This is a genomic window from Hydrogenophaga borbori, from assembly GCF_003417535.1.
In the GTDB taxonomy this organism is placed as follows: domain Bacteria; phylum Pseudomonadota; class Gammaproteobacteria; order Burkholderiales; family Burkholderiaceae_C; genus Hydrogenophaga; species Hydrogenophaga borbori.
Genome location: NZ_QVLS01000006.1, coordinates 313,658 through 339,009 on the forward strand (window position 1 = coordinate 313,658; position 25,352 = coordinate 339,009).

Below are 25,352 nucleotides of genomic sequence, written 5' to 3' on the forward strand. Positions count from 1 at the left end.
GGTGGCCATGTCATTGAATGCATCTGCGGCGCCAGGCCCCCTGGACCTGCTGATCACCGGCGCCACCGTGGTGCACACGCGCCCGCAGCTGGAGGTCATCGAAAACGCGGTCATCGGCATCGCCGGCCCGCGCATCGCCTTCGTGGCCGGCGCGGCCGACGCGCCGCGCGTGGCGGCGCGCCGGACCGTCGACCTGCGCGGGCACCTGGTGCTGCCGGGCTTCGTCAACGTGCACACCCACACCATCCTCACCATGGTACGGGGGGTGGCCGAGGACATGGGCTTCGCGCCGGCCTACACGCCCGGCGTGCCGCATGGCCATGAGGTCACGCCGGACGAGGCCGTGGCCCTGGCGCGCCTGGGCGCGCTGGAGGCCCTGATGTTCGGCTCCACCGTCATCAACGACAGCTACGTGCACGCCGACCTGACCCTCCCCGCGATGGCCGACGTGGGCCTGCGCGCCTACGCCTGCGGGCGCATCCACGACGTGGACTTCTCCCGCGTGCACCTGGGCGAGTGGCGGCACGACGAGGCCATCGGCGAGCGCACCCTGGGCGAGGCATTGGCCCTGCACGCGCGCTGGCACGGCGGGCCCGAGGGCCGCACCGGCGTGCACCTCACGCCGCACGCGCCGGACACCTGCTCACAGGGCCTGTTGCGACGGGTCGCCGACCACCGCGAGCGCCACGGCGGCGTGGTCACCACGCACCTGTCGCAAAGCCGCATGGAGAACCAGCGCGTGCAGGAGCGCGATGGATGCACGCCCTGCGAACTGCTGGAGCGGACCGGCCTGCTCGGCCCCTCGCTGATCGCCGCGCATGGCATGTACATGAGCGAGTCGGACATGCGCCGCGCCGGCGCGGCGCGCATGAACCTCGCGCATGTGCCCAAGGGCAACGCCACCGGCGGGCGCATCGCGCCCACGCGGGCCATGCAGGACGCCGGCATCCGCCTGGCGCTGGCCACCGACAACATGCACGCCGACATGATCGAGGTCATGCGCTGGGCGCTCAACCTCGGCCGCATACAGGCCGGCGGCATCGACGACGGCTGGCAGCCAGCGGACATGCTGCGCATGGCCACCTACAACGGCGCGCACGCCATGGGCCTGGGCGAGCACCTGGGCAGCCTGGAGGCCGGCAAGCTGGCCGACATGGTCTGCGTGGACATGCGCCGCCCGCACCTGGTGCCCAACATCAACCCGCTGGGCAACCTGGTGCACACCGGCCAGGGCCGCGACGTGGCCATGGTGCTGGTGCACGGCGAGATCGTGGTGGAAGGCGGTCGCGCCCTGCGCGTCGACCAAGACAGCATCCTGGCCGACGCCCAACAGGCGGCGGCCGCCTTGTGGGAGCGGGCCCGCGCGCAAGTCGAGCCCCGGAGAAACGCTTGAACATCCTCGTCATCAACCCCAACATTTCGCTCAGCGTCACCGAGCTGATCCACAACGAGGCGCGCCGCGCGGCCCTGCCCGACACGCGCATCACCATGGCCACGGCGCCCTTCGGCGTGGCCTACATCGAGACGCCGGGCGAGGCCGCCGTGGGCGCCTACGCCACGCTGCAGCTGCTGGCGCAGCAGCAGGCCGACCACGACGTGGCCGTCATCGCGGCCTTTGGCGACCCCGGCGTGGCGGCGGCGAAGGAGCTGCTGGACATTCCCGTGGTCGGGCTCACCGAATCGGCGGTGGCGGCGGCCTTCCTGCTGGGCGGGCGCTTCGCCATCGTGGGCATCTCGCAGCGCATTGGCGCCTGGTACGTGCAGACCGTGGAGCAGCTGGGCCTGTCCTCGCGCATGACCGGCTACCGCGGGCTCAAGCAGGGTTTCGCCAGCGTGGGCACGGTGCAGCATGAAGCGCGCGAGGTGCTGCGCGAGATGTGCCTGAGCTGCGTGGAGCAGGACGGCGCCGACAGCATCATCCTGGCCGGCGCGCCGCTGGCCGGCCTGGCGCGCGAGATCGCCGACGACGTGCCCGTGCCCCTGATCGATGGCGTGGGCAGCGCCATCCGCATGGCCGAGGCCCTGGGCCGCGCCGGCTACACACCCCGGCGCAGCGGCGCGATGTCGCCGCCGCCGATGAAGGCGCACCAGGGCCTGCAGGACGGCCTGGCCAGCTTGATCGGGCGCCAGCCATGAGCGATCGTCCGGCCTTCGACCTCGTCGTCCGCAACGCCCGCGTGGCGACCGCCTCGGACAGCTTCGTCAGCGACATCGGCATCCGCGATGGCGTGATTCAGCAACTGGGCCATGGGCTCGCCGCCGGCGCGCGCGAGATCGACGCGGCGGGCCGCGTGGTCACGCCGGGCGGCGTGGACGCGCACTGCCACCTCGACCAGCCCATGGCGCCGCCGGTGCGCATGGCCGACGACTTCGACAGCGGCACGCGCGCCGCGGCCTGCGGTGGCACCACCACCGTCATTCCCTTCGCGGCGCAGGTCAAGGGTCAGTCGCTGCGCGCCGCGGTGGACGACTACCACGCGCGCGCCCAGGGCCGCGCACACATCGACCACGCCTTCCACCTGATCGTGAGCGACCCCACGCCCGAGGTGCTGGGCCGCGAGCTGCCCGAGCTGATCCGCGAGGGCTACACCTCGTTCAAGATCTACATGACCTACGACGACCTCAAGCTCGACGACGGCCAGATCCTGGACGTGCTCGAGGTCGCGCGGCGCCACGACGCCATGGCCATGATCCACGCCGAGAACGCCGACTGCATCGCCTGGCTCACGCGCCGGCTGGAAGCGGCGGGCCGCACCGCGCCGCGCTTTCACGCGCACGCGCGGCCCATGCTGGTGGAGCGCGAGGCCACGCACCGCGCGATCTCGCTGGCCGAGCTGATCGACGTGCCCATTCTCATCGTGCACGTCTCGGGCCGCGAGGCGGTGGAGCAGATCCGCTGGGCGCGCGCCCAGGGCCTGAAGGTGTTCGCCGAGACCTGCCCGCAGTACCTCTTCCTCACCGCCGAGGACCTGGGCATCGACGACAGCTACAAGGGCGCGCGCTGCGTCTGCAGCCCGCCGCCGCGCGACAAGCAGAACCAGCAGGTGATCTGGGACGGCCTGAGCGACGGCCTGTTCACCGTGTTCTCGTCCGACCACGCGCCCTTCCGCTACGACGGCACCGAGGGCAAGAAGCCGAACGGCGAAGAGGTGGCCTTCCAGCACATTCCCAACGGCATTCCCGGCATCGAAACGCGGCTGCCGCTGCTGTACTCGGAGGGCGTGCTGGGCGGGCGCATCACGCTGCAGCGCTTCGTCGAACTCACGGCCACCAACCCGGCCAAGGCCTATGGCCTGCACCCGCGCAAGGGCACCATCGCCATCGGCAGCGACGCCGACCTGGTGATCTGGGACGAGGGCGAGCGCACGGTGCGCAACGCCGCCCTGCACCACGACGTGGACTACACGCCCTACGAGGGCATGGCCTTGCGCGCCTGGCCGGGCGTCACCATCGCCGGCGGCGAGGTGCTGTGGGACGGGCAGGCCTTCCACCCGCGCCGGGGCCAGGGCCGCTACCTGCGGCGCGGGCGGCCCAGCCTGCTGCCGGCCCGGCCTACTTCGCCCCGCCCACCCGCCGCGTGATTTCGGCGGCGCAGGCCAGCAGGGGCTTGGCGATGCGCCCGTTCCACGCGGTGTCGAAGGTGGCCGAGGGGCCCATCACCAGCACGCCGAGCACGATGTGGCCTTCGGCGTCGAACACCGGCGCGCACAGCGCGTCGATGCCCGGGATCGGCTGGCCGAGCGTGCGCGAGAGGCCGTGCTGGCGGATCTCGGCCAGCGTGGGCTCCAGGTCCTGGATGGTGTGCACCGGCTTGGGCGCGGTGCCGTAGTTCGAGCGCGCCAGGTCTTCCGCCAGCAGCCGCTCCACCACCTTGGGCGGCAGGTAGGCCGCGAACAGCCGGCCCGTGGCCGTGTTGGTCAGCGACATCACGGTGCCGGTGCGCAGGTTCACGTGCAGCGGCTGGATGGGTTCTTCCATGCGCACGATGGTCGGCCCCAGGTTGCCCCAGACCACCAGGGCCACGCTCTGCCCCGTGGTGTGCGCCAGCTGCTCCAGCACGGCCGACGCCTCCTTCACCGGGTCCATGCGCTGCAGCTTGATCAGGCCCAGCTGCAGGGCCAGCGGCCCCAGCTCGTACTGCCCGGCATCGTTCTGTGACACGAAGCCCACCTTGAGGAAGCTGACCATGTACGGGTGGGCCTTGCCCGCCGTCATGCCGGCCGCCTTGGCCAGGTCTTTCAGGGCCACCGGGCGCACCTTGCGCGCGAGTTCCAGCAGCAGGGCGCTGCCGATCTCGATCGACTGGATACCTCGACGGCTCTTTTCTTCCATGGGGACGTGGGCGGTGGGGGCGCGGGCAAGTGTATCCATAGGGTTTTCCCTGATAATTTCAAACGGCTACGACCCAATCAGACGAAAAGATATTATCAAACGCATTGACCATAATCAGATGTGGCTTCTAGAATCGCCCCCACTGACAAGGAGCAAGGCATGTCACAGGAGACACAAGCCGTCGACGTACTGGTGATCGGTACCGGCGCATCGGGCATGGCCACGGCCGTCACCGCCGCCGCGCAGGGGCTGCAGGTGCTGGTGGTGGACAAGCAGCCGCAATTCGGCGGTACCACGGCGCGCTCGGGCGGCTGGCTGTGGATCCCCGGCACCCACCTGGCCAAGGAGCAGGGCATCGAGGAGCCGCCCGGCGCGGCCAAGGCCTACCTGAAGCACGAGGCCACCACGCACTACGACGAGCGCCGCGTCGACGCCTTCCTGGAGAACGGCCCCAAGGCCATTGAGTTCTTCACCAGCCAGACGCCGCTGCGCTTCGACCTGCCGCCGGTCTTTCCGGACTACCACGCCGAAGCCCCCGGTGGCCTGCCGGGCGGGCGCTCCATGGTGACCCGGCCCTACGACGGCCGCGAGCTCGGCCCGCGCATCAAGCTGCTGGCGCCGCCGCTGCCCGAGCTCACGGTGTTCGGCATGATGCTGGGCTCGGGCCCCGAGATCCGCCACTTCATGCGCGTCTTCAAGTCGCCCACGTCCTTCTGGTACGTGACCAAGCGGCTGACGCGCCACTTCTTCGACGTGCTGTTCCACGGCCGCGGCATGACGCTGACCAATGGCAACGCGCTTGCGGGCCGCCTGGCCAAGGCCGCCATGGAACGCAACATCCCGGTGTGGTTGTCCTCGCCGGTGAAGCAGCTGCTGGTCGAGGGCGGCGCCGTCACCGGCGCGCTGGTCGAGCGCGAGGGCCGGCCGGTGCGCGTGCTGGCGCGCCGCGGCGTGGTGCTGGCCGCGGGCGGCTTCCCCTACGACGTGGAGCGCCGCCGCCAGCTGTTCCCCCACGCGCCCACGGGCCGCGAGCACTTCTCGCCCTCGCCCTCCACCAACACCGGCGACGGCCTGCGCCTGGCCGAGGCCGTGGGTGGGCGCGTGGACGGCACCATTCCCCACGCCGCCGCGTGGGTGCCCGCCTCCGTCACCACCCGCCAGGACGGCAGCGCGGGCGTCATGCCGCACTTCATCGACCGCGCCAAGCCCGGCGTGATCGCGGTCAACCCCGAGGGCCGGCGCTTCACCAACGAGGGCAACTCGTACCACGACTTCGTGCAGGCCATGGTCAAGACCTGCGAAGGCCAGCCCGAGGTCTTCGCCTGGTTGCTGTGCGACCACAAGGCCTTGCGCAGCTACGGCCTGGGTTGCGTGGCGCCCGCGCCCCTGCCCATCGGCCGCCACCTGCGCAGCGGCTACCTGAAGTCCGGCGCCAGCCTCGCCGAACTGGCCACGAAGCTGGGCATTGCGCCGGCCACGCTGGAGCAGACCGTGGCCGAGTTCAACCGCCACGCGGCGAAGGGCGAGGACCCGGCCTTCGGCAAGGGCAGCAAGGCCTACAACCGCTACCAGGGCGACGCCACGGTCACGCCCAACCCCTGCGTGGCCCCGCTGGAACACGGTCCCTACTACGCCATCAAGCTGGTCATCGGCGACATCGGCACCTTCGCCGGCCTGGTCACCGACGAGAAGACGCGCGTGCTGGACGCGGCGGGACAACCCATCGCCGGCCTGTACGCGGTGGGCAACGACGCCGCCAGCGTGATGGGCGGCAACTACCCCGGCGCGGGCATCACCCTGGGGCCGGCCATCACCTTCGGCTACATCGCGGGCCAGGAGCTGGCCAGGGCCGCGCCGCTGGCGCCGCCCGCCGCCGCGCCCAGCGCGCGCGAACAACTGGCCCCCGCCGCCTGAGGAGACGCCATGCCCACCTACCCCGACACGCTCGCGCCGCGCCTGCTGCAGGGCCGCCTGGCCTTCGTCACCGGCGCCGGCCAGGGCAACGGCCGCGCCTTCTGCCTGGGCCTGGCGCAGGCCGGCGCGCGCATCGTCGCCACCGACATGAACGCCGCGGCGGTGGACGAGACCGCGCGCCTGGTGCGCGAGGCCGGCGGCGAGGCCTGGTCCTTCGCGCTGGACGTGACCTCGGCCGAGGCCTGCCGCGAGCTCGCGGCCCGGGTCGCGCGCGAGGTCGGCGCCGTCGACCTGCTGGTGAACAACGCCGGCATCATCATCCGCGAGACCACCGCCAGCCCGCGCGCGGCCGAGAACTTCAAGAAGACCCTCGACGTGAACGTGCACGGCACCTTCAATGTCACGCACGCCTTCCTCGACGCCCTCAAGGCCACGCGCGGCTGCATCGTCAACATGGCCTCCATCGCCGCCTACGCGGGCCAGGGCGCCTCGCTCGGCTACGCGCCCTCCAAGGCGGCCATCAAGCTGCTGACGCAGTCGCTGGCGCAGGAGCTCGCGCCCTTCGGCGTGCGCGTCAACGCGCTGGCGCCGGGCGTCATCGAAACGCCCATGACCGCCGCCACGCGCGAGGACCCGACGCGCCTGCAGGGCTTCATGACGCGCATCCCCATGGGCCGCGTGGGCCAGACCGAGGACCTCGTCGGTCCGATCGTCTTCCTGGCCTCCGACATGTCCCGCTACGTCACCGGCATCACGCTGCCGGTGGATGGCGGTTTCCTCGCGGTGTGACGCCCGCGCCCAGCCACCTTTCCCGCCACCTCACTCGACCACAGGAGACAAGATGAACATCAAGCGTTATTGGGGCGCCGCGCTGTCGGCCATCGCCCTCGCGGCCTTCGCGGGCGGCGCCCAGGCCCAGGACATCAAGCTCGGCTACAACGGCGACCTCTCGGCCTCGCCCTCGGCGCAGAGCGGCCAGGCCGCCGTCATCGGCATGGAGGCGGCCATCGCCGACATCAACGCCGCTGGCGGCGTGCTGGGCAAGAAGCTGACGCTGGTGGTGCGCGACGACGCCTCGGCGCCGCCCAAGTCCATCCAGAACATGACCGACCTGATCGACAACGAGAAGGTCGTCGCCGTGTTCGGCCCCACCAACTCGGGCAACGCCATGGCCTGGAAGCACATCGCCAACCAGAAGAAGGTGCCGGTGATCGGCAACGTGGGCTCGGGCACCGCCATCACCGCGCCCATGGGCTCGGGCGACAACTACATGTTCCGCGTCTCCATGGTCGACCGTGAGCAGGTGGCCGCGCTCATGGCCTACGTGAAGAAGAACAGCGCCGCGAAAAGCGTGGGCCTGATGGCCGAGACCACCGGCTACGGCCAGGGCGGCCTGAAGGACATGCAGGAGCTGGCCGAGAAGCAGGGCATCAAGATCGTCGCCACCGAGCACTTCGGCGTCGGCGACACCGACATGACCTCGCAGCTCAACAAGATGAAGGCCGCCGGCGTGGACACCGTGGTGGTCTGGGCCCAGGGCACGCCCATCGCCCAGCTGGTGCGCAGCATGGAGAAGGTGAACTACTTCCCGCTCACGCTGACCTCCTGGGCGGCGGACAACATCACCTTCTACGACGCCGCCGGCAAGACCCTGGCCGAGAAGCCCATCTTCATGCGCACCGTGAGCGAGGAGAAGACGCCCGCGCAGCAGAAGCTGTACGACCGCATCGGCTCGAAACTGAAGGCCCCGAGCGCCTTCTCCTTCGCGCTGCACGGCTACGACTCGGTGCTGCTCTACGCCGCCGCCGCCAAGCAGGCCAACAGCACCGACGGCCCCGCCGTGCGCGCCGCGCTGGAAGACCTCAAGACCCCGGTGCAAGGCGTGCTCAAGACCTACAACAAGCCCTTCAGCAAAACCGACCGCGAGGCCCTCACCGCCGAGGACTTCGTCTGGATCCGCTGGAAGGACGGCAAGCTGCTGCCCTACAGCGACGCCATCCTGAAATCGCTGACCGCGGCCGACTTCAAGCAGTGAGCGCCCTGGCGATCGGGCCGGCGGCGGCCCGATCGCCTTTCTCCCGGAGACAGACATGACAGAAGCGCTCTTGCAGGCGGTTCTCAGCGGGTTGTGCGTGGGCGGTGCCTACGCGCTGGTCGCGCTGGGGTTCAGCGTCACCTTCACGACCACCAAGACCCTCAACTTCTCGCACGGTGAGTTCGTGTCGGCTGGCGCCTTCGTTGGCATGAGCGTGCTGTTCCTGGCCATCGGCAAACCGCTGACGGCCACCAGCTTCGGTGACGCCGAGCCCGGCGCCGCGGCGCAGCTGATGGCCCTGCTTGGCGCCCTGGGCGTCATGGGCCTGCTCGGCTGGCTGCTCTACGCCATCGGCGTGCGGCCCTTCGCCGGGCGCCCCGGCATGGCCTGGGTCATGAGCACCCTGGGTTTCGGCGTCATCCTGCAAAGCATCGGCCTGGCCATCTGGGGCCCCAAGCCCGTGGTGGTGCCCAGCCCCGTGGGCGACCACATCATCCGCTTCATGGGCGTGGGCGTGCGGCCGCAGGAGCTGCTCACGCTGGGCCTGGCCGTGGTCGTGATGATCGGCTTCGACTTCGTCATGAACCGCACCCTGCTCGGCAAGGCCATGCGCGCGGTGGCCGCCAACGGCGCCGTCGCCAGCCTCATGGGCATCAACACCAAGGCGATCATGGTGATCGCCTTCGTCGTCAGCTCCGCGCTCGCGGGGCTCTCGGGCTTCCTGCTGGCCCCCATCGCCCAGGCCTCGCTCTTCATGGGCCTGACCGTCGGCCTCAAGGGCTTCTCGGGCGCCATGATCGGTGGCCTGAGCAACCCGCGCGGCTGCGTCATCGGCGGCTTCGCGCTCGGCGTCATCGAGTCAATGGTGAACCTGTGGCAGGCGCAGTGGCGCGAGGTGGCGATCTTCGCGCTCGTCATCCTGGTGCTGGCCTTCCGCCCGACCGGCCTGTTCGGCGCGCGCACGGTGGAGAAGGTATGAACCGCTTCCCGCACATCGCCGGCGTGCTGCTGGCCGTGGCCCTCGTGGTCGGCCTCACCTTCGCGCTGAACAACGACTACTACCTGCGCATCCTGTTCATGATGGGCGTGTACTACCTGTGCGCGGCCGGCATGAACGTGCTGGTGGGCTACGCGGGCCAGAAGTCGCTGGGCCAGGCCGGCCTGTTCGCGGCCGGCGCCTATGCCGTGGCCTTGCTGACCACACGCACCGAGATCAGCCCCTGGATCGCGCTGGCGCTCGCCGCCGTGGTCTCGGGCGTGTTCGGCGTGCTCGTCGCCCTGCCCTCGCTGCGCGTGAAGGGCCCCTACCTGGCGATGGTGACCCTGGCCTTCGGCATCGTGGTGGAAAAGCTCGTCAGCGAGTGGACCGAGGTGTTCGGCGGCGCGCAGGGCGTCTACGGTATCCGCCCGCTCACCTGGGGCGACAGCCCGCTGAGCACGCAGCAGTGGGTCTGGCTCACGGTCGCGCTGTGCGCCGTCACCCACCTGCTGCTGCGCAACCTGGTGGGCGGGCGCTTCGGCCGCGCCCTGCTCTCGCTGCAGGCCGACGAGATCGCCTCGTCCTCGGTGGGCGTGCGGGTCTACCGCGCCAAGGTCATTGCCTTCGTGGTGGCGGCCGTCACCTGCGGCATCGCGGGCGCGCTGGTGGCGCAGCAGAACCAGTACATCAACTCCGACTTCATCACCTTCCACCTCTCGATCTTCATCCTGCTGCTGGTGCTGTTCGGCGGCGCGGGCTCGCAGTACGGGCCGCTGGTGGGCACGGTGATCCTCACCGCCATCGACGCCGCCCTGGCGCGCTGGCCCGCCGCGCAGCACTTCCTCTACGGCTTCCTGCTGCTGTTCGCGCTGTACGCCATGCCGGGCGGCGTGATGGGACTGTTGAACGCCCTGTTCGCGCGCTGGCGCAAAACGCCCGAGCCGCCGCTCGACAGCCAGCCGCGCGCCTACCGCCCGGCCTCGGGGGACGCCACGGGCGACCTGCTGGTGGTCGAGAACGTGTCCAAGGCCTTCGGTGGCGTCAAGCCCGCGCAGGACGTGAGCTTTCGCCTGCAGCGCGGCCACGTGCACGCGCTGATCGGCCCCAACGGCGCGGGCAAGTCCACCATGATCAACATGGTCACGGGCGTGCTCGACCCCAGCGCGGGCACGATCTGCTTCCTGGGCCAGAACCTGGGGGGCCGGCCCGCGCACGCCATCTGCCAGTTGGGCATGGGCCGCACCTTCCAGAACCTGCGGCTGTTCGCCGAGCTCTCGGTGCTGGACAACGTCAAGCTCGGTCACCACACGCGCATGCGCAACGGCTTCTTCGCCTCGCTGCTGGCCCTGCCATCGGCTCGGCGGGAAGAGGCGCGCACCACCGAACGCGCGCTGCAACTGCTGGCGCTGGTGGACCTGCTGCCCCTGGCCCATTCGCCCGCCGGCAGCCTGCCCTATGGCCTGCAGCGGCGCGTGGAGCTGGCGCGCGCCCTGGCCACCGAACCGCAGCTGCTGCTGCTCGACGAACCCGCGGCCGGCCTCAACCCGCAGGAGACGGCCGAGCTGGGCCAGCTGCTGCTCAAGATCGCGCGCTGCGGCATCTCCATCCTGATGGTGGAGCACCACATGGACCTGGTCATGTCCATCTCCGACCACGTGATCGTGCTCGACTACGGCATCAAGATCGCCGAAGGCAAGCCCGCCGAGATCCAGAACAACCCGCGCGTGATCGAGGCCTACCTCGGCGTCGAGGACGGGGCCGCCGCGGCGGCGGCCTGAGGGAACACCACATGCTCAAGATTCACCAGCTCGAGGTGGCCTACGGCGCCATCCAGGCCGTCAAAGGCGTCAGCCTGGAAGTGAAGGCCGGCGAAGTGATCGCCATCATCGGCGCCAACGGCGCGGGCAAGAGCAGCCTGCTGCGCTGCATCGCCGGCCTGGAGCCGGCCGCCAGCGGCAGCATCCGCATCGCGGACACCGACTGCACACGCCTGGCGCCGCACAAGCGCGTGGGCCTGGGCGTGGCCCTGTCGCCCGAAGGGCGCGGCGTCTTCCCCGACCAGACCGTGCGCGAGAACCTGATGCTCGGCGCCTACGCGCGCCGCCAGGACAAGGCCGGCGTGGCGCGCTCCATCGAGCGCGAGTTCCAGCGCTTCCCGCGCCTGCGCGAACGCCAGGACCAGCTGGCCGGCACGCTCTCGGGCGGCGAGCAGCAGATGCTCGCGATCTCGCGCGCGCTCATGAGCGAGCCGCGCCTGCTGCTGCTCGACGAGCCCTCGCTGGGGCTGGCGCCGCTCATCATCAAGGACATCTTCACGGCCATCCGCCAGCTGCGCGAATCGGGCCTGACCATCCTGCTCGTCGAGCAGATGGCCAAGCAGGCCCTGGGCGTGGCCGACCGCGCCTACGTGCTGGAGACCGGGCGCATCACGCTGCAGGGATCGGGCGCCGAGCTGCTCAACGACCCGAAGGTGAAAGCCGCCTACCTCGGCTCGCATTGAGCGAACCCCATCCGGAGGACCGTCCCATGATCGTGCGAGCGGGTTTGATCAAGAAGCAACCAGGCTGGAGCGACGAGGACTTTCGCCGCCACTGGCGCGGCCACCACGGCGCCCTGGCGGCCCAGCTGCCCGGCCTGCGACGCTACGAGCAGAACCCTGTGGTCGACAGCCTGCAGCGCGGCTTCAGCTACCCGCGCGGCCCGGACCAGCTCGACGGCTTTTCCATGCTCTGGTTCGACAGCGAAGCCGCCATGCGCGAGGCGATGCGCACAGAGGCGGGCCAGGCGCTCATCGCGGACGAGAAACGCTTCATTGCCGACCTGCGCATCGTCACCATTCACCAGCTGGAGGTGATACCGCCGGAGGCGGGTCGCCCGTTGCTCAAGCGCATGTCGCTGCTGCGCCGGCGTGACGACGTCTCGCCGGAGGAGTTTCAGCGCGAGTGGCGGCAGGAGCACGCCCACCTGGTCAAGCGCGTGGCCGGCGTGCGCGGCTACCGGCAAAACCTCATCGTGGGCCGCGAGGCGCCCAAGGGCCACCCGGTGGAGCGCGAGGCCTGGCCCATCGACGGCATCGTCGAGCTCTGGTTCGACGACACCGACTCGCTGGACCGCGCCTTCGCCTCGCCCAAGGGCCAGACCCTGATGGCGCACGCGCGCGAGTTCATCGCCGAGATCACCACCTTCCTGGTCGAGCGCCACGTGGTGGTGGGCTGAGGTGGCCGGCGGCGCGGCGCCCGGGGCGAACGCCAACGCGCGCCTAAACGGCGGCGGCGAGGGCCGGCGCGCCTACGCCCTGCTGCTGGGCGCCATGGCCATCTGGGGCGTCAACCTCTCGGCGGTGAAGGCGCTCACGGGCTCGCTCGACGTGCTGACGGTGGCCGCGGTGCGCATGGTCGTCGCCACGCTCGCGCTCACGGCCCTGCTGTTCCTGCGGCGCGAGCGCCTGCCCGCGCTGAACGTCCGCGCCGTGCTCGCGCTCACCGGCTGCGCGCTGGTCATGGTCTACGGCAACCAGATCCTGTTCTCGGCCGGCCTGGCGCGCAGCACCGCCACCAACGGGGCCCTGATCATGTCGCTGGGGCCGCTGGTGTCGGCCCTGCTTGCCGCCCTGGTGTTCCGCGAAGCCCTGGGCGCGCGCCGCCTGGCGGGCGTGCTGATCGGCTTCGCGGGCGTGGCCCTGGTGGTGCTCAACCGGCCGGGCGCGCAACTGGGCAGCGGCTCCTGGGGCGACGCGCTGATCATCGCCTCGGTGGTGTGCTTCGCCTCGGGCGGCATCGCGGTGCAGCGCCTGTCCCGGGCCTTCACCGCGCTGCAGATCAGCTGGGTGGTGCACGTCATCGGCTCCACGCTGCTGGTGCTGCACGCGGCCCTGTCGCCGGATGCGCGCCTGTCCGACCTGGCCGAGGCCTCGGCGACCACCTGGTCGCTGATCCTGTACTCGGGCGTGCTGGCCACGGGCGTGGCGGCGCTGGTGTGGAACCTGTCGATCGCGCGGCTGGGCATCGCGCGCACGGCGATGGGCTTCTACTGGGTGCCGATCTTCGGCGTGGCCTTCGCGGTGCTGTTCATGGGCGAGGCGCTCACGGGGTGGCACGCGCTGGGGCTGGGGAGTGTGATCCTGGGGTCGCGGCTGGGGTTTGCGCGGCGAACTTGATCGCGCGGGTACTCAGCATCGCTCATATCATTTGCCCGCAAAGGGAGGCACGACATGAGCGGTGAAGCAGTGAAGGTCGACATCGATGTCGCGGGTGCGGCGGACGCAGACAGGACCACCGGAGCGGGTGGTCTGACAAGCGCCAATGACAACCGGCGGCAACGGAGGCCACCCAAGTGGACCTGGCAGGGCGTCCTGGCCTCAACAACGGCCCTCGCAGGCGCAGCCGCGGTGCTTCTGCATCTGATGGGAAACGCGATCCATCGCGCCTATTTTTTTGAATGGGGCATCGACACCGGGCCCTTTCCCAAGTCAGGGGAATGGCTGGTCATCATGGGCTACTACGGGGTGTCGAACGCGCTGGGCATGGCGATGCTGGCGATGTTGAAGCACTGGTACGTCGTCGCCTTGAGCGGCGTCGGCTTGGCGCTTTACCTGCGGCTTCTGAACAGTTCATGGAATCCGCTCGACGCTGTAGACAAGTGGTCAAGCCTGACGTCAAAGCTGCCCGGATGGGTCCGTCAAAGCGTCCTTGCCTCGACAGGCGGTGCGCTGGTTGGACTCTTCTCCTTGCCCATCGTCTTGGTGCTCGTCGTGTTGCTTGGAATTCCCGCGGAGATTGGGCGCAACATCGGCGTCGGCATAGCGCAGAAAGAGGCCAAGGATTTTGCCCAGGGCTGCGAGGCATCCAAGCGCCAATGCATTCGTTTGCTGAGAGAAGGAGTGCTGGTGGGTGAGGGCTTTCTGCTGGAAAGTTCTCAGTCGCATCTCGCCTTTCTGGACGTGTCAATGCAGCGGGTGCGAGTGTTGCTGCGGGAGAACTTGGAGCTCCAGTCGTTGCGGCTCCCGAAGGTCAATTGAAGTCGGTCGTTCTTCGGTCGCGGCATGGAGACCTTGGAGGGGTCCCATGACAACGAACAGTTTTCGCTTTGGACTCAACGCGGCGGATGGGCGTCGCTCGTCTTGAAGCGCGGATAGGGCGCCGAAGCGAATTCAGAAAGGACAGCACCCGCCGGAGCCATTGCTCAGACAGGTGCTTTGGCTCGCACACTGGAGGCCACGTCCTCAGCCCCTCACCTCAAGGCCTTGCATTCCTTCATGCAGCGCACGGCCTTGGTGTCGGGCCGGTCGTCGACCATGAAGCCGTCGCGGTTGGGCATCTTGAGCGCCTTGAGCGCGGCGGCGTTCACCACCGCATCGGCCGGCAACAGGCCGTTGAGGTGCAGGATGTAGCCGGTGACGGCGTAGACCTCGTCGTTGCTCAGGGACTGCGGCTGGGTGAGCGGCATGGCCCGGCGCACGTAGTCGAAGAGCACGGGCGCAAACGGGTACATGCTGCCCGGGGTCAGGAGGCGGCGCTCGGTGGTGAAGGAGCCGATGCCGCCGACCATGGTGCCGAACATGGGCCCGCCCTCCGCCTTGGCGCCGTGGCAGGACGCGCATTTGCCGTCGTACACGGCCTGGCCCTGGGCGATGGTGCCGCTGCCGTCCGGCAGGCCCGCGCCGTCGGTGGTGCGGATGTCGATGTTCCAGCTGGCCAACTCGGCCTCGGTAATGGGTTGGCCGAACGCGGCCTTGACCGCGGGCGCCGCGGTGGCGTGCGCACCGGGGCCCTTGGGCTGAGCCGGCTGTGCGGCCTGCGCGGTGCCCGCCAGCAGCCAGGCGCAGGCCATGGCGCAGCCCAGGGGAATGAAGGTCTTAAGCGATGGCATTGCTCACCTCCCCGGCGGTGTTGATGGCCCAGGGGAAGATGCCGTTGTGGTGCTGCACGAAGCCGGTGATGGCGCGCACCTTCTGGATGTCTTCCACGGTGGGTTGCACATAGCCCGTCGAATCCACCGCGCGGCTGGCGATCTTGGCGGGCGAGCCGTCCCAGTTCCAGCGCAAGCGAAAGCGCGTCAGGCATTTGTCGAGCACCGGTTCTTCCAGCTCGGCCTTGCGCCAGGTTCGCCCGCCGTCCACGGTGACGTCCACCGCGCGGATCTTGCCCAGGCCCGACCAGGCGAAGCCGATGATTTCCACCGGGCCGCGCTGCACCTTCATCGAGCCCGAGGGCGAGGTGATCACCGACTTGGCCTCCATGGCGAAGCTGAACTGGCGCCATTTGCCGTTGGGCATGGGGTCGGTGTAGCGCGCGGTTTCGCTGCGCAGGTGCCAGGGCTGGTCGCCCATCTTCAGGCGGCGCAGCCACTTGATGCTGACGTTGCCCTCCCAGCCGGGGATGAACAGCCGCAGCGGGTAGCCGTTCTCGGCGCGCAGCATCTCGCCGCCGGTGGCGTAGACCAGCAGCGCGTCGTCCATCAGCTTCTTGATGGGCAGGCTGCGGGCGTGGGCCGAGCCATCGGCGCCTTCGGCCAGGCCCCAGGTGGCCTTGGGGTCGACGCCGGCCTCGTCCAGCAGCACGGACAGGGGCACGCCCGTCCACTGCGTGCACGAGAGCAGGCCGTGCGTTTGCTGAACGGTCTTGGCGGCCGGTTTGAGCCAGTCGGTGAGGCCGTTGCCCGAGCACTCCATGAAGTAGAAGCGCGATACCGAGGGGTAGCGCATGAGGTCGCTCATGGTGAACACCAGCGGCTGGCGAACCATGCCGTGGATCGCGAAGCGGTGCTGTTCCGGGTCGATCTCCGGCACGCCGTTGTGGTGGCGCTCGTAGATCAGCCCGTTGGGCGTGACGATGCCGTGCTGCTGGTGAACCGGCGTGAAGCTCCAGTCGGAGAAGTTCTGCTTGTTCACCAGCACGTCGGTGCGCCGGCGCTTGACGTGCGCCTCGAACTTGGACGGCATGCCGTACTCGTTCTCGGGGATCGGCGTGCCCGGGCGCAGGTTGGATTCCGGCACCGGCAGCGCGGCCCGGGCCTGGCCGGCCGCCGCCAGGCCCGCCAGGCCGGCGGCGGCCGCCGCCGTCTGCGCGAACAGCTGTCGCCGTGCGGGTTGCCGCGGGTGGGTGATGGACCGCGTGGTCGCCAGCTCCGATTGGGCCTGCCGCACCAAGCTCTGGCCTGGGTCTTCCTTGCTCACGGGTTGTCTCCGGTGGGGTGTTGAGGGATATCGACCGACCGATCGGTACAGACCACTATGGCGGCAATCGCCAAGGAAGATCACTGGGGTTTACCCGTGGAGGCCCCGGCCCGCCGCGTCAGGTGGCGCGCAGCATGCGCAGCGTCAGGTCGTTGAAGCGCTCGGCGATGGCCTGTGCGCCCTCGGGCCGTTGCGGCTTCATCCAGAGGTAGCAGTAGTAGTACATGCCGAGCACGCCCTTGAGCACGAGGGCATCGAAGGGCCGGAACACGCCGGTTTGCGCGCCTTCGATCATGGTGTCGCGCCACACCTGTTCGTAGCGGCTGTGCCAGCCCATGACCTCGTTGCAGCGCTCGGTGGAGAGCGACTGCACGTCCCGGAAGCAGACCGTCAGTTCGGCCTGGTGCGAGGCCACCTTGTGCACCAGGGTCGAGCCGAGCCGGGTCAGCCGCGCGACCGGGTCGCTTTCCTCGGCCTTGAGGCGCAGCGCGCTGTCGGCCAACTCGGTGATGTACTCACGGGTGACGTCGTACAGCAGGTCTTCCTTGCTGCGGATGTGGTGGTAGAGCGCCCCGCGGCCGAGCTTCACCGCGTCCTGGATGTCGCTCATGCCGACCGCGTGGTACCCCCGCTGCGCGAACAGCTGGGCCGCGATCTTCACGATGCGCGCCCGCTGAGGAAGGTCGGGGTAGTCGGTGATGTCCATGGCAGGGCGGAGGGGCGGTGCCGGCGATCACAAGGCCGGTCAAACGTCGATGTTCCCCGCCCGCAGCGCGTTGGTCTCGATGAAGTCGCGCCGCGGCTCCACCTCATCGCCCATCAGCATGGTGAACACGCGGTCCGCCTCGATCGCGTCGTCGATCTGCACGCGCAGCAGGCGGCGCACCTCGGGGTCCATGGTGGTCTCCCAGAGCTGCTCGGGGTTCATCTCGCCCAGGCCCTTGTAGCGCTGACGCGCGGTGGTGCGCTCGGCTTCGCTGATGAGCCATTGCATGGCGGTGCGGAAATCGCTCACGCGCTCTTCCTTCTGCTTGTCGCCCTCGCCGCGCATGACCTTGGCGCCGTCGCCCAGCAGGCCGCGGAAGGTGTTGGCGGCCTCGGCCAGGGCGGCGTAGTCGGCGCCGTGCACGAAGTCCTGCGTGATGACGCTGCTCTTGATGTTGCCGTGGTGGCGGCGGCTGATGCGCAGCACCGGCTTGTCGGTGCGCTGGTCGAACTCGGCCGTCACGGTGGCGGGCACGCCGGTGGTGCTGAGTTCGCGCAGCTTGGTCTGCAGGTCCTGCGCGCTGGCGGACGCGGCCTCCATGTCGTCCAGCCCAAGGGCCACGCCGTCGGCCACGGCGCGCAGCGCCTCGGCGTCCATGAAGGCCGAGAGGCGCGCGATCACGTGTTCGGCCACCTGGTGCTTGCGAGCGAGCTCTTCGAGCGTGGCGCCTTCGAGGGTGGCGTTGGACGCGCCACCGGTCATCACCTTGGCGTCTTTCAGCGCGATGCGCAGCAGAAAGCCGTCGAGCGCGGCGGCGTCTTTGAGGTACAGCTCTTCCTTGCCGCTCTTGACCTTGTACAGCGGCGGCTGCGCGATGTAGATGTGGCCGCGCTCCACCAGCTCGGGCATCTGGCGGTAGAAGAAGGTCAGCAGCAGCGTGCGGATGTGGGCGCCGTCCACGTCGGCGTCGGTCATGATGATGATGCGGTGGTAGCGCAGCTTGGCCACATCAAAGTCGTCGGCGCCGCTCTTGCCATCGCCCGCGCTGCCGGCCTTGCCGATGCCCGTGCCCAGCGCGGTGATGAGCGTGAGGATTTCGTTGGAGCTCAGCAGCTTCTCGTAGCGCGCCTTCTCCACGTTGAGGATCTTGCCGCGCAGCGGCAGGATCGCCTGGAACTTGCGGTCGCGGCCTTGCTTGGCCGAGCCGCCGGCGGAGTCGCCCTCCACGATGTAGATCTCGCACAGCGCCGGGTCCTTCTCCTGGCAGTCGGCGAGCTTGCCGGGCAGGCCCATGCCGTCGAGCACGCCCTTGCGGCGCGTCATCTCGCGCGCCTTGCGCGCGGCTTCGCGCGCCCGCGCGGCCTCGATGATCTTGCCGCAGATGATCTTGGCGTCGTTGGGCCGCTCCTGCAGGTAGTCGGTCAGCAGGCGCGCCACCACGTCTTCCACCGGGCCGCGCACCTCGCTGGAGACCAGCTTGTCCTTGGTCTGGCTGCTGAACTTGGGCTCGGGCACCTTCACGCTGAGCACGCAGCACAGGCCTTCGCGCATGTCGTCACCGCTGACCTCGACCTTGGCCTTCTTGGCCAGCTCGTTTTCTTCGATGTACTTGTTGATGACGCGCGTCATGGCCGCGCGCAGGCCGGTGAGGTGGGTGCCGCCGTCGCGCTGCGGGATGTTGTTGGTGAAGCAGAGCACCTGCTCGTTGTAGCCGCTGTTCCACTGCATGGCCACCTCGACACCGATGTTGGTGCCCTGGTCGCTCTGACGGTCGCCCGTGGCATGGAAGATGTTCGGGTGCAGGACGGTCTTGCCCTTGTTGATGAACTCGACGAAGCCCTTCACGCCGCCCGCACCGGAGAAGTCGTCTTCCTTGCCGCTGCGCTCGTCGTGCAGGCGGATGCGCACGCCGTTGTTGAGGAAGCTGAGCTCGCGCAGGCGCTTGCTCAGGATCTCGTAGTGGAAGTCGTTGTTCTCTTTGAAGATCTCGGTGTCGGGCAGGAAGTGCACCTCGGTGCCGCGCTTCTCGGTGGCGCCGGTCACCTTCATGGGCGAGATCTCGACGCCGCTCTGGTCTTCCAGGATGCGGTTCTGCACGAAGCCGCGCGCGAACTCCAGTTGGTGCACCTTGCCTTCGCGGCGCACCGTCAGGCGCAGCCACTTGCTGAGCGCGTTCACGCAGCTCACGCCCACGCCGTGCAGGCCGCCCGAGACCTTGTAGCTGTTCTGGTTGAACTTGCCGCCGGCGTGCAGTTCGGTCAGCGCGATCTCGGCCGCGCTGCGCTTGGGCTCGTGCTTGTCGTCCATCTTCACCCCGGTGGGGATGCCGCGGCCGTTGTCGACCACGCTGATGGAGTTGTCGGTGTGGATGGTGACGACGATGTCGTCGCAGTGGCCGGCGAGCGCTTCGTCGATGGAGTTGTCGACCACCTCGAACACCAGGTGGTGCAGGCCGGTGCCGTCGGAGGTGTCGCCGATGTACATGCCCGGGCGCTTGCGAACCGCTTCCAGGCCTTCGAGGATCTGGATCGAGCCCTCGCCGTACCCCTCGCTCGCCCCGGCCTGGTTCGGATCGATCTTGGGCTGGAAATTGGAGCTTTCGGGGCTCGTGGACTCGTCGGACATAGGAACTTTCTCGATCGCTAGAAACGCCAAACCCGCTGTTCAGCGGGTCGGGCTCGATATCGGGTCGGGAGCGCTGCGCTCAGATGCGCATCGGCATGACAACGTACTTGAAGGCGTTGTCGTCGGGGTTGGTGACGAGCGCCGAGCTGTTGCCGTCGGCCAGCTCCACACGGACCATCTCCTGGCCCATGTTCTGCAGCGCGTCGATGAGGTAGGTGACGTTGAAGCCGATCTCGATGGTGTCGCCACCGTAGTCGATGTCGAGCTCGTCGACCGCCTCTTCCTGCTCGGCGTTGCTGGAGGCCACGCGCAGCGTGCCGGGCTCCACGTTCAGGCGCACGCCCTTGAACTTCTCGCTCGTCATGATGGCGGTGCGCTGCAGGCTGGCCAGCAGCGGCGCGCGGCCCAGGGTGACGATGTTTTTGTGGTTCTTCGGGATGACGCGGTTGTAGTCGGGGAACTTGCCCTCGACCAGCTTGGTGACGAACTCCATGCCGTCGAAGCTGAACTTGGCCTGGTTGGCCGCGAACTGCATTTCGATGGCACCGTCCTTGTCGGACAGCAGGCGCTGCAGCTCCAGCACGGTCTTGCGCGGCAGGATGACCTCCTGCTTGGGCACTTCCACGTCCAGGGTGGCCGAGGCGAAGGCCAGGCGGTGGCCGTCGGTGGCCACCAGGCTGAGCTGCTTGCCTTCGGCCACGAACAGGATGCCGTTGAGGTAGTAGCGGATGTCGTGCACCGCCATGGCGAAGGACACCTGGCCCAGCAGGCCCTTGAGCGTCTTCTGCGGCACGCTGAACGCGGGGCCGAAGCTGGCCGATTCCTGCACCAGCGGGAAGTCTTCGGCCGGCAGGCTTTGCAGCGTGAAGCGGCTCTTGCCGCCCTTGAGGATGAGCTTGCCGCCGGTCTGCTCCAGGCTCACGGTTTGGTCGCCCGGCATGGTGCGCAGGATGTCGATGAGCTTGCGCGCGCCCAGGGTGGTGGCGAAGCTGCCGCTGTCGCCGTCGAGCTCGGCCGTGGTGCGGATCTGGATTTCCAGGTCGCTGGTGGTGAGCTGCAACTGCGAGCCCGTCTTGCGCAGCAGCACGTTGGCCAGGATGGGCAGGGTGTGGCGCCGCTCCACGATGCCCGACACCGACTGCAGCGCGGCCAGAACCTTGTCCTGCGAGGATTTGAAAACGATCATCTGCGGCTCTTTCGTTATTTGAAGGTGTCTCCCGGAGCGGGATCGGCGGGCCAAAACCCCCCTATTCTCGCCCTTTTTGAACGCTGTTTACCAGCTGTTGCACCAGGGGTGGGCTCAGCCTTTCAGGGTCTGCTCCAGCACGTGCAGCTGCTGGTTGAGTTCGGTGTTCTGCTGGCGCTCGCCGGCGATCTTGCGCACGGCGTGCAGCACGGTGGTGTGGTCGCGTCCGCCAAACAGTTCCCCGATCTCGGGCAGGCTCTTCTGGGTGAGCTCCTTGGCCAGGAACATGGCGATCTGGCGCGGCCGGGCGATGCTGGCCGGGCGCTTCTTGGAATACATGTCGGCGACCTTGATCTTGTAGAAGTCGGCCACCGTCTTCTGGATGTTTTCCACGCTGATCTGCCGGTTCTGGATGGACAGCAGGTCTTTCAGGGCGTCGCGTGCCAGCTGGATGGAGATGTCCTTCTGGTTGAAGCGCGAATAGGCCAGGATCTTGCGCAGCGCGCCTTCGAGCTCGCGCACGTTGGAGCGCACGTTCTTGGCGACGAAGAAGGCCACTTCCTCGGGCATCACGGCGGCCTCGGCGGCGGCCTTGTTGATCAGGATGGCCACCCGCATTTCCAGTTCGGGCGGCTCGATGGCCACCGTCAGGCCGGAATCGAAGCGCGAGATCAGGCGCTCGGTGATGTCGGCCAGGCCCTTGGGGTAGGTGTCGCTGGTGAGCACGATGTGGCTCTTGCGGGCCAGCAGCGCCTCGAAGGCGTTGAAGAACTCTTCCTGGGTGCGGTCCTTGTTGGCGAAGAATTGCACGTCGTCGATCAGCAGCAGGTCCAGCGAGTGGTAGCGGGCCTTGAACTCATCGAAGGTCTTGCGCTGATAGGCCTTAACCACATCCGAGACGAACTGCTCGGCGTGGATGTAGAGAACTTTGGCCTGCGGCCGCTCGGCCAGCAGGTGGTTGCCGATGGCGTGCACCAGGTGGGTCTTGCCCAGGCCGACCCCGCCGTAGATGAACAGGGGGTTGTACAGCTGGCCCAGGCTGCCGGCCACGTGCATGGCCGCGGCGCGCGCCATGCGGTTGGCCGAGCCCTCCACCAGCGAGCCGAAGGTGAGCGAGGGGTTGAGCCGGGTCTTGGGCGCGCTCGCGGGCTCCAGGGGGGCCACGTCGGCCATCTCGGCGAGCACGGGATCGGCCGGTGCGTCGAACACCGGGCGGTTAGCGGGCATTGTCCGCACGGGGGCTTCACGAGGAGCGAGCGCTAACTCAAGCGTGACGGGCGCGCCCCGAACACTTTCCAGCAACGCGCTGATGCGGGCGGCGTACTGGGCCCGAATCCAGTCGAGCTTGAAGCGGTTGCCCACGGCCAGGACGACCTTGGAATCGTCCGGCGCGACGGTGGCGCTCAGGGGGCGGATCCAGGTGTTGAACTGCTGCTCGGGGATTTCCTGGGCCAGGCGTTCGATGCACGCCGACCACAGCGAACGGTCGTCGCGCAGCGCGGCAGAAGGGGGGGTGCCCTCGGACATTCGGGAAGACGGGAGACGGTTTGTAGTTGTGGACAAGGGGCGTGGCCCCAGGGCGCGCATTGTAGGCACGCGCGGCAGTTATCCACAAGCGCCACCGGGCGATCCCAGAACGCCCGACGCCGCACCGGCCGGATGCGGGTCTATCCGCACTGGCTTGCCGCAAAGGGGGGTTTCTGGCGATAATTGCGGGTTTCCCCGATTTCAGAGCCCTCATCATGAAACGCACCTATCAACCCTCCAAGATCCGCCGCGCCCGCACCCACGGCTTCCTCGTGCGCATGAAGACGCGTGGCGGCCGCGCGGTCATCAACGCCCGCCGCGCCAAGGGCCGCAAGCGCCTGTCGGTCTGAGTCGGTTCAGCCTAGCCCGCCGGTGATCCAGCGGCTGCGGACCCGGCCCCAGTTCCAGGCTGTGCTGGCCAGCGCCCCGGTGGCCAAGACCCCCCATTTCGCCCTTCACCGCCTCGTTCTCGACGAGGCCGAGGCTCAGGCCGCGCTGTTTCCTGTCGCCGACCCCTGGCTCGGCGTGCTGATTCCCAAGCGCTGGGCCCGCCGGGCGGTCACCCGCAACACCATCCGCCGCCAGATCTACGCCACCGCGCCAGCGGCGGAGGGCTTGCCCGTGGCCGCGCACGTGGTGCGCCTGCGCGGGGCCTTTGATCCGAAACGCTTCATCAGCGCCCGCTCCGACGCGCTGCGCGGCGCCGTGCGCGCCGAGCTGATCAGCCTGTGGTCGCGCGCCTCCGCGCCCAACCCGCCCCGCGGCCATGTGGCGTGACCTGCCCCGCCGCGCGCTGATCGCCCTGGTGCAGGGCTACCGGCTGCTGCTCAGTCCCTGGCTGGGCAGCGGCTGCCGCTTCGAACCCACCTGCTCCGCCTACGCGCTGGACGCGCTGCGGCGCCACGGCGCGCTTGCGGGCAGCCGGCTCACGCTGGGCCGGCTCGCGCGTTGCCACCCCTGGTGCGAGGGCGGCCACGACCCGGTGCCCGCCGAGCGGCCCGATGGCCTGTTCACGCGCCTGCTTCCCCGAAACCCCGAAAACAAGAACGCGTCATGAATGACATTCGTCGCTCCATCCTGTGGGTGGTGTTCGGTTTCGCCATGGTCCTCATCTGGGACAAATGGCAGATCCACAACGGCAAGCCCGCCACGTTCTTTCCCAGCAGCACGCCGCCGGCCGTGACCGCGCCCGCCCAGGGCACGCCCGCGCCGAAGGCCGACGCGTCGCTGCCCAGCGCCTCGACCCATCCGTCCTCGGCCGGTGCCAGCGCGGTGCCGGGCGCCGACGCCAGCGCGCCGGCCGCGGCCACGCGCCACGAGGTCTCCACCGATGTGCTGCGCCTGAGCTTCAGCAGCGAAGGCGGCGCCCTGGTCGGCGCGCAGTTGCTCAAGCACGCGCAGGCCTCCGGCGGGGCCGACCGCGACATCAAGACGCCCTTCACCTTGCTGTCGCAGACCGCCCAACGCACCTACGTGGCGCAGAGCGGCCTGGTGGGGGGCAACTTCCCCACCCACAAGACGCCAATGGCGCTGGTGGGCGGCGCGCCCACGGCCCTGGCCGACGGCCAGGATTCGCTGCAGGTGCGCTACGAATCCGCCGAGGTGGGCGGCGTGCAGCTGATCACCACCTACACGCTCAAGCGCGGCCACTACGACATCGGCGTGCAGCATGAGGTGCGCAACGTCGGCAGCGCGCCGGTCAGCCCGCAGCTCTACCGCCAGCTGGTGCGCGACGGCAGCACCGTGGAAAGCCAGACGCCCTTCTACTCGACCTTCACCGGCCCCGCCGTGTACACGACGGAGCACAAGTTCCAGAAGATCGAGTTCAAGAACGTGGCGGGTGACAAGGCCACCTACGTGAAGAACGCCACCGACGGCTATGTGGCCATGGTGCAGCACTACTTCGCCACCGCCTGGCTGCTCGACGCCGGCGTGGCGCGCGAGAACTTCGTGCGCCAGGTGGCCGACAACCTCTACTCCGTGGGCAGCCTGGCCTCGCTGCCGGCCATCGCGCCGGGCCAGTCGCAGACCGTGCAGGCGCGCCTGTTCGTGGGCCCGCAGGACGAGAAGAAGCTCGAGACCCTGGCCCCCGGCCTGGAGCTGGTCAAGGACTACGGCTGGCTCACCATCCTGGCCAAGCCGCTGTACTGGCTGCTCGAGAAGATCCACGGTTTCGTGGGCAACTGGGGCTGGGCCATCGTGCTGCTCGTGGTGCTGATCAAGGCGGCGTTCTACTGGCTCAACGCCAGCGCCTACCGCAGCATGGCCAAGATGAAGGCGATCAACCCGCGCATCATGGAAATGCGCGAGCGCCTCAAGAGCAACCCGCAGCAGATGCAGCAGGAGATGATGAAGATCTACCGCGAGGAGAAGGTCAATCCCCTGGGCGGCTGCTTCCCCATCCTGATCCAGATTCCCGTGTTCATCGCGCTCTACTGGGTGCTGCTGTCCAGCGTGGAGATGCGCAACGCGCCGTGGATCGGCTGGATCCACGACCTGTCCTCGCCCGACCCGTTCTACATCCTGCCGCTGGTGATGGCCATCACCACCATGGTGCAGACGGCGCTGAATCCGCTGCCGCCCGACCCGCTGCAGGCCAAGCTGATGTGGATGATGCCGCTGGTGTTCTCGGTGATGTTCTTCTTCTTCCCGTCGGGCCTGGTGCTCTACTGGATCACGAACAACGTGCTGACGATCGCGCAGCAGGCGCACATCAACCGCCGCATGGGTGTGCCGCTGAAGTTCAACCTGCCGAAATTCAAGTAAGCCCCTGCGCCGCTTTGCGGCTTCCCCCTTGAAGGGGGTCCACACCACGGCCCGGTGACGCCGGTTCCGTGGTGTCTCTGGGTTGAGGGCTGGCGCGCCACGGTTTTT

At 68.8% G+C, this 25,352-nt stretch carries 23 protein-coding genes; 16 read left to right on the plus strand and 7 right to left on the minus strand.

What is annotated here, in order from left to right:
* Window positions 1–7 precede the first annotated feature (7 nt).
* From DY262_RS12090 to hydA, 3 genes are read left to right on the plus strand one after another with little or no spacing between them, the layout of a single operon-like run.
* Window positions 8–1,393: an amidohydrolase family protein gene (locus DY262_RS12090; protein WP_116959187.1), complete on the plus strand. Its 1,386-nt coding sequence runs from the start codon at window positions 8–10 to the stop codon at window positions 1,391–1,393.
* Window positions 1,390–2,136 carry an aspartate/glutamate racemase family protein gene (locus DY262_RS12095; RefSeq protein WP_116959190.1) on the plus strand — a complete coding sequence of 249 codons (747 nt, stop codon included), beginning with the start codon at window positions 1,390–1,392 and terminating at the stop codon, window positions 2,134–2,136. The genes DY262_RS12090 and DY262_RS12095 overlap by 4 nt, the downstream gene beginning before the upstream one ends.
* Entirely contained in the window at window positions 2,133–3,581 is a 1,449-nt protein-coding gene (gene hydA / locus DY262_RS12100) for a dihydropyrimidinase (RefSeq protein WP_116959192.1), read from the plus strand. Before DY262_RS12095 ends, hydA begins: the two co-directional genes overlap by 4 nt.
* On the opposite strand, the gene DY262_RS12105 is transcribed toward hydA, so the two are convergent.
* Window positions 3,553–4,332, minus strand: coding sequence for an IclR family transcriptional regulator (locus DY262_RS12105; RefSeq protein WP_245980951.1), 780 nt, complete (start codon window positions 4,330–4,332; stop codon window positions 3,553–3,555). The two genes, hydA and DY262_RS12105, sit on opposite strands and share 29 nt — an antisense overlap.
* 159 nt (window positions 4,333–4,491) lie before the next feature.
* On the opposite strand from DY262_RS12105, the gene DY262_RS12110 reads away from it, so the two are divergent.
* The 9 genes from DY262_RS12110 to DY262_RS12150 are packed head-to-tail and all read left to right on the plus strand — an operon-like array spanning window position 4,492 to window position 14,277.
* The gene (locus DY262_RS12110; protein ID WP_116959195.1) at window positions 4,492–6,246 is read left to right on the plus strand and encodes an FAD-dependent oxidoreductase; all 1,755 of its coding nucleotides are present in this window, start codon (window positions 4,492–4,494) and stop codon (window positions 6,244–6,246) included.
* Between the two features lie 9 nt (window positions 6,247–6,255).
* Complete coding sequence (locus tag DY262_RS12115; protein WP_116959197.1) at window positions 6,256–7,035, plus strand: SDR family NAD(P)-dependent oxidoreductase; 780 nt, start codon at window positions 6,256–6,258, stop codon at window positions 7,033–7,035.
* Between the two features lie 52 nt (window positions 7,036–7,087).
* Window positions 7,088–8,281 (plus strand): ABC transporter substrate-binding protein, encoded by a 1,194-nt coding sequence (locus DY262_RS12120; protein ID WP_116959199.1) that lies wholly within the window; start codon window positions 7,088–7,090, stop codon window positions 8,279–8,281.
* Window positions 8,282–8,336: 55 nt separating this feature from the next.
* Window positions 8,337–9,260 carry a branched-chain amino acid ABC transporter permease gene (locus tag DY262_RS12125; protein WP_116959201.1) on the plus strand — a complete coding sequence of 308 codons (924 nt, stop codon included), beginning with the start codon at window positions 8,337–8,339 and terminating at the stop codon, window positions 9,258–9,260.
* The gene (locus DY262_RS12130) at window positions 9,257–11,038 is read left to right on the plus strand and encodes a branched-chain amino acid ABC transporter ATP-binding protein/permease (RefSeq protein ID WP_116959203.1); all 1,782 of its coding nucleotides are present in this window, start codon (window positions 9,257–9,259) and stop codon (window positions 11,036–11,038) included. The genes DY262_RS12125 and DY262_RS12130 overlap by 4 nt, the downstream gene beginning before the upstream one ends.
* A gap of 11 nt (window positions 11,039–11,049) precedes the next feature.
* Window positions 11,050–11,760: an ABC transporter ATP-binding protein gene (locus tag DY262_RS12135; protein WP_116959205.1), complete on the plus strand. Its 711-nt coding sequence runs from the start codon at window positions 11,050–11,052 to the stop codon at window positions 11,758–11,760.
* 26 nt (window positions 11,761–11,786) lie between these two features.
* The gene (locus DY262_RS12140; RefSeq protein ID WP_116959207.1) at window positions 11,787–12,476 is read left to right on the plus strand and encodes an EthD domain-containing protein; all 690 of its coding nucleotides are present in this window, start codon (window positions 11,787–11,789) and stop codon (window positions 12,474–12,476) included.
* 1 nt (window position 12,477) lies between these two features.
* Window positions 12,478–13,416, plus strand: a complete 939-nt coding sequence (locus DY262_RS12145) for a DMT family transporter (RefSeq protein ID WP_245980952.1) — start codon at window positions 12,478–12,480, stop codon at window positions 13,414–13,416.
* 54 nt (window positions 13,417–13,470) lie between these two features.
* The gene (locus DY262_RS12150; protein WP_147326224.1) at window positions 13,471–14,277 is read left to right on the plus strand and encodes a hypothetical protein; all 807 of its coding nucleotides are present in this window, start codon (window positions 13,471–13,473) and stop codon (window positions 14,275–14,277) included.
* 212 nt (window positions 14,278–14,489) lie between these two features.
* On the opposite strand, the gene DY262_RS12155 is transcribed toward DY262_RS12150, so the two are convergent.
* The 6 genes from DY262_RS12155 to dnaA form a co-directional block, all read right to left on the minus strand.
* On the minus strand, window positions 14,490–15,128 hold the full coding sequence (locus DY262_RS12155) for a c-type cytochrome (RefSeq protein ID WP_245980954.1): 639 nt from the start codon (window positions 15,126–15,128) through the stop codon (window positions 14,490–14,492).
* On the minus strand, window positions 15,115–16,434 hold the full coding sequence (gene soxC / locus DY262_RS12160) for a sulfite dehydrogenase (RefSeq protein WP_245980955.1): 1,320 nt from the start codon (window positions 16,432–16,434) through the stop codon (window positions 15,115–15,117). The genes DY262_RS12155 and soxC overlap by 14 nt, the downstream gene beginning before the upstream one ends.
* 118 nt (window positions 16,435–16,552) lie before the next feature.
* Window positions 16,553–17,140 (minus strand): TetR/AcrR family transcriptional regulator, encoded by a 588-nt coding sequence (locus DY262_RS12165; RefSeq protein ID WP_116959213.1) that lies wholly within the window; start codon window positions 17,138–17,140, stop codon window positions 16,553–16,555.
* A 39-nt stretch (window positions 17,141–17,179) separates the two neighbouring features.
* The gene (gyrB, locus tag DY262_RS12170) at window positions 17,180–19,765 is read right to left on the minus strand and encodes a DNA topoisomerase (ATP-hydrolyzing) subunit B (protein ID WP_116959214.1); all 2,586 of its coding nucleotides are present in this window, start codon (window positions 19,763–19,765) and stop codon (window positions 17,180–17,182) included.
* Window positions 19,766–19,844: 79 nt separating this feature from the next.
* Window positions 19,845–20,951, minus strand: a complete 1,107-nt coding sequence (gene dnaN / locus DY262_RS12175) for a DNA polymerase III subunit beta (RefSeq protein WP_116959216.1) — start codon at window positions 20,949–20,951, stop codon at window positions 19,845–19,847.
* Window positions 20,952–21,065: 114 nt separating this feature from the next.
* Window positions 21,066–22,478: a chromosomal replication initiator protein DnaA gene (gene dnaA / locus DY262_RS12180; protein WP_116959218.1), complete on the minus strand. Its 1,413-nt coding sequence runs from the start codon at window positions 22,476–22,478 to the stop codon at window positions 21,066–21,068.
* Window positions 22,479–22,693: 215 nt separating this feature from the next.
* Here dnaA and rpmH point away from each other — a divergent pair, with 215 nt between their 5' ends.
* Genes rpmH through yidC form a run of 4 tightly spaced genes read left to right on the plus strand, consistent with a single transcriptional unit; the run spans window position 22,694 to window position 25,244 of the window.
* Window positions 22,694–22,828, plus strand: coding sequence for a 50S ribosomal protein L34 (gene rpmH, locus DY262_RS12185; RefSeq protein ID WP_070399696.1), 135 nt, complete (start codon window positions 22,694–22,696; stop codon window positions 22,826–22,828).
* Window positions 22,829–22,853: 25 nt separating this feature from the next.
* Window positions 22,854–23,255: a ribonuclease P protein component gene (locus tag DY262_RS12190; protein ID WP_116959289.1), complete on the plus strand. Its 402-nt coding sequence runs from the start codon at window positions 22,854–22,856 to the stop codon at window positions 23,253–23,255.
* The gene (gene yidD / locus DY262_RS12195) at window positions 23,245–23,535 is read left to right on the plus strand and encodes a membrane protein insertion efficiency factor YidD (RefSeq protein WP_245980956.1); all 291 of its coding nucleotides are present in this window, start codon (window positions 23,245–23,247) and stop codon (window positions 23,533–23,535) included. The genes DY262_RS12190 and yidD overlap by 11 nt, the downstream gene beginning before the upstream one ends.
* A complete protein-coding gene (gene yidC, locus DY262_RS12200) occupies window positions 23,532–25,244 on the plus strand; it encodes a membrane protein insertase YidC (RefSeq protein ID WP_116959220.1) in 1,713 nt (570 codons plus the stop codon). The genes yidD and yidC overlap by 4 nt, the downstream gene beginning before the upstream one ends.
* The last annotated feature ends 108 nt before the right edge of the window (window positions 25,245–25,352 follow it).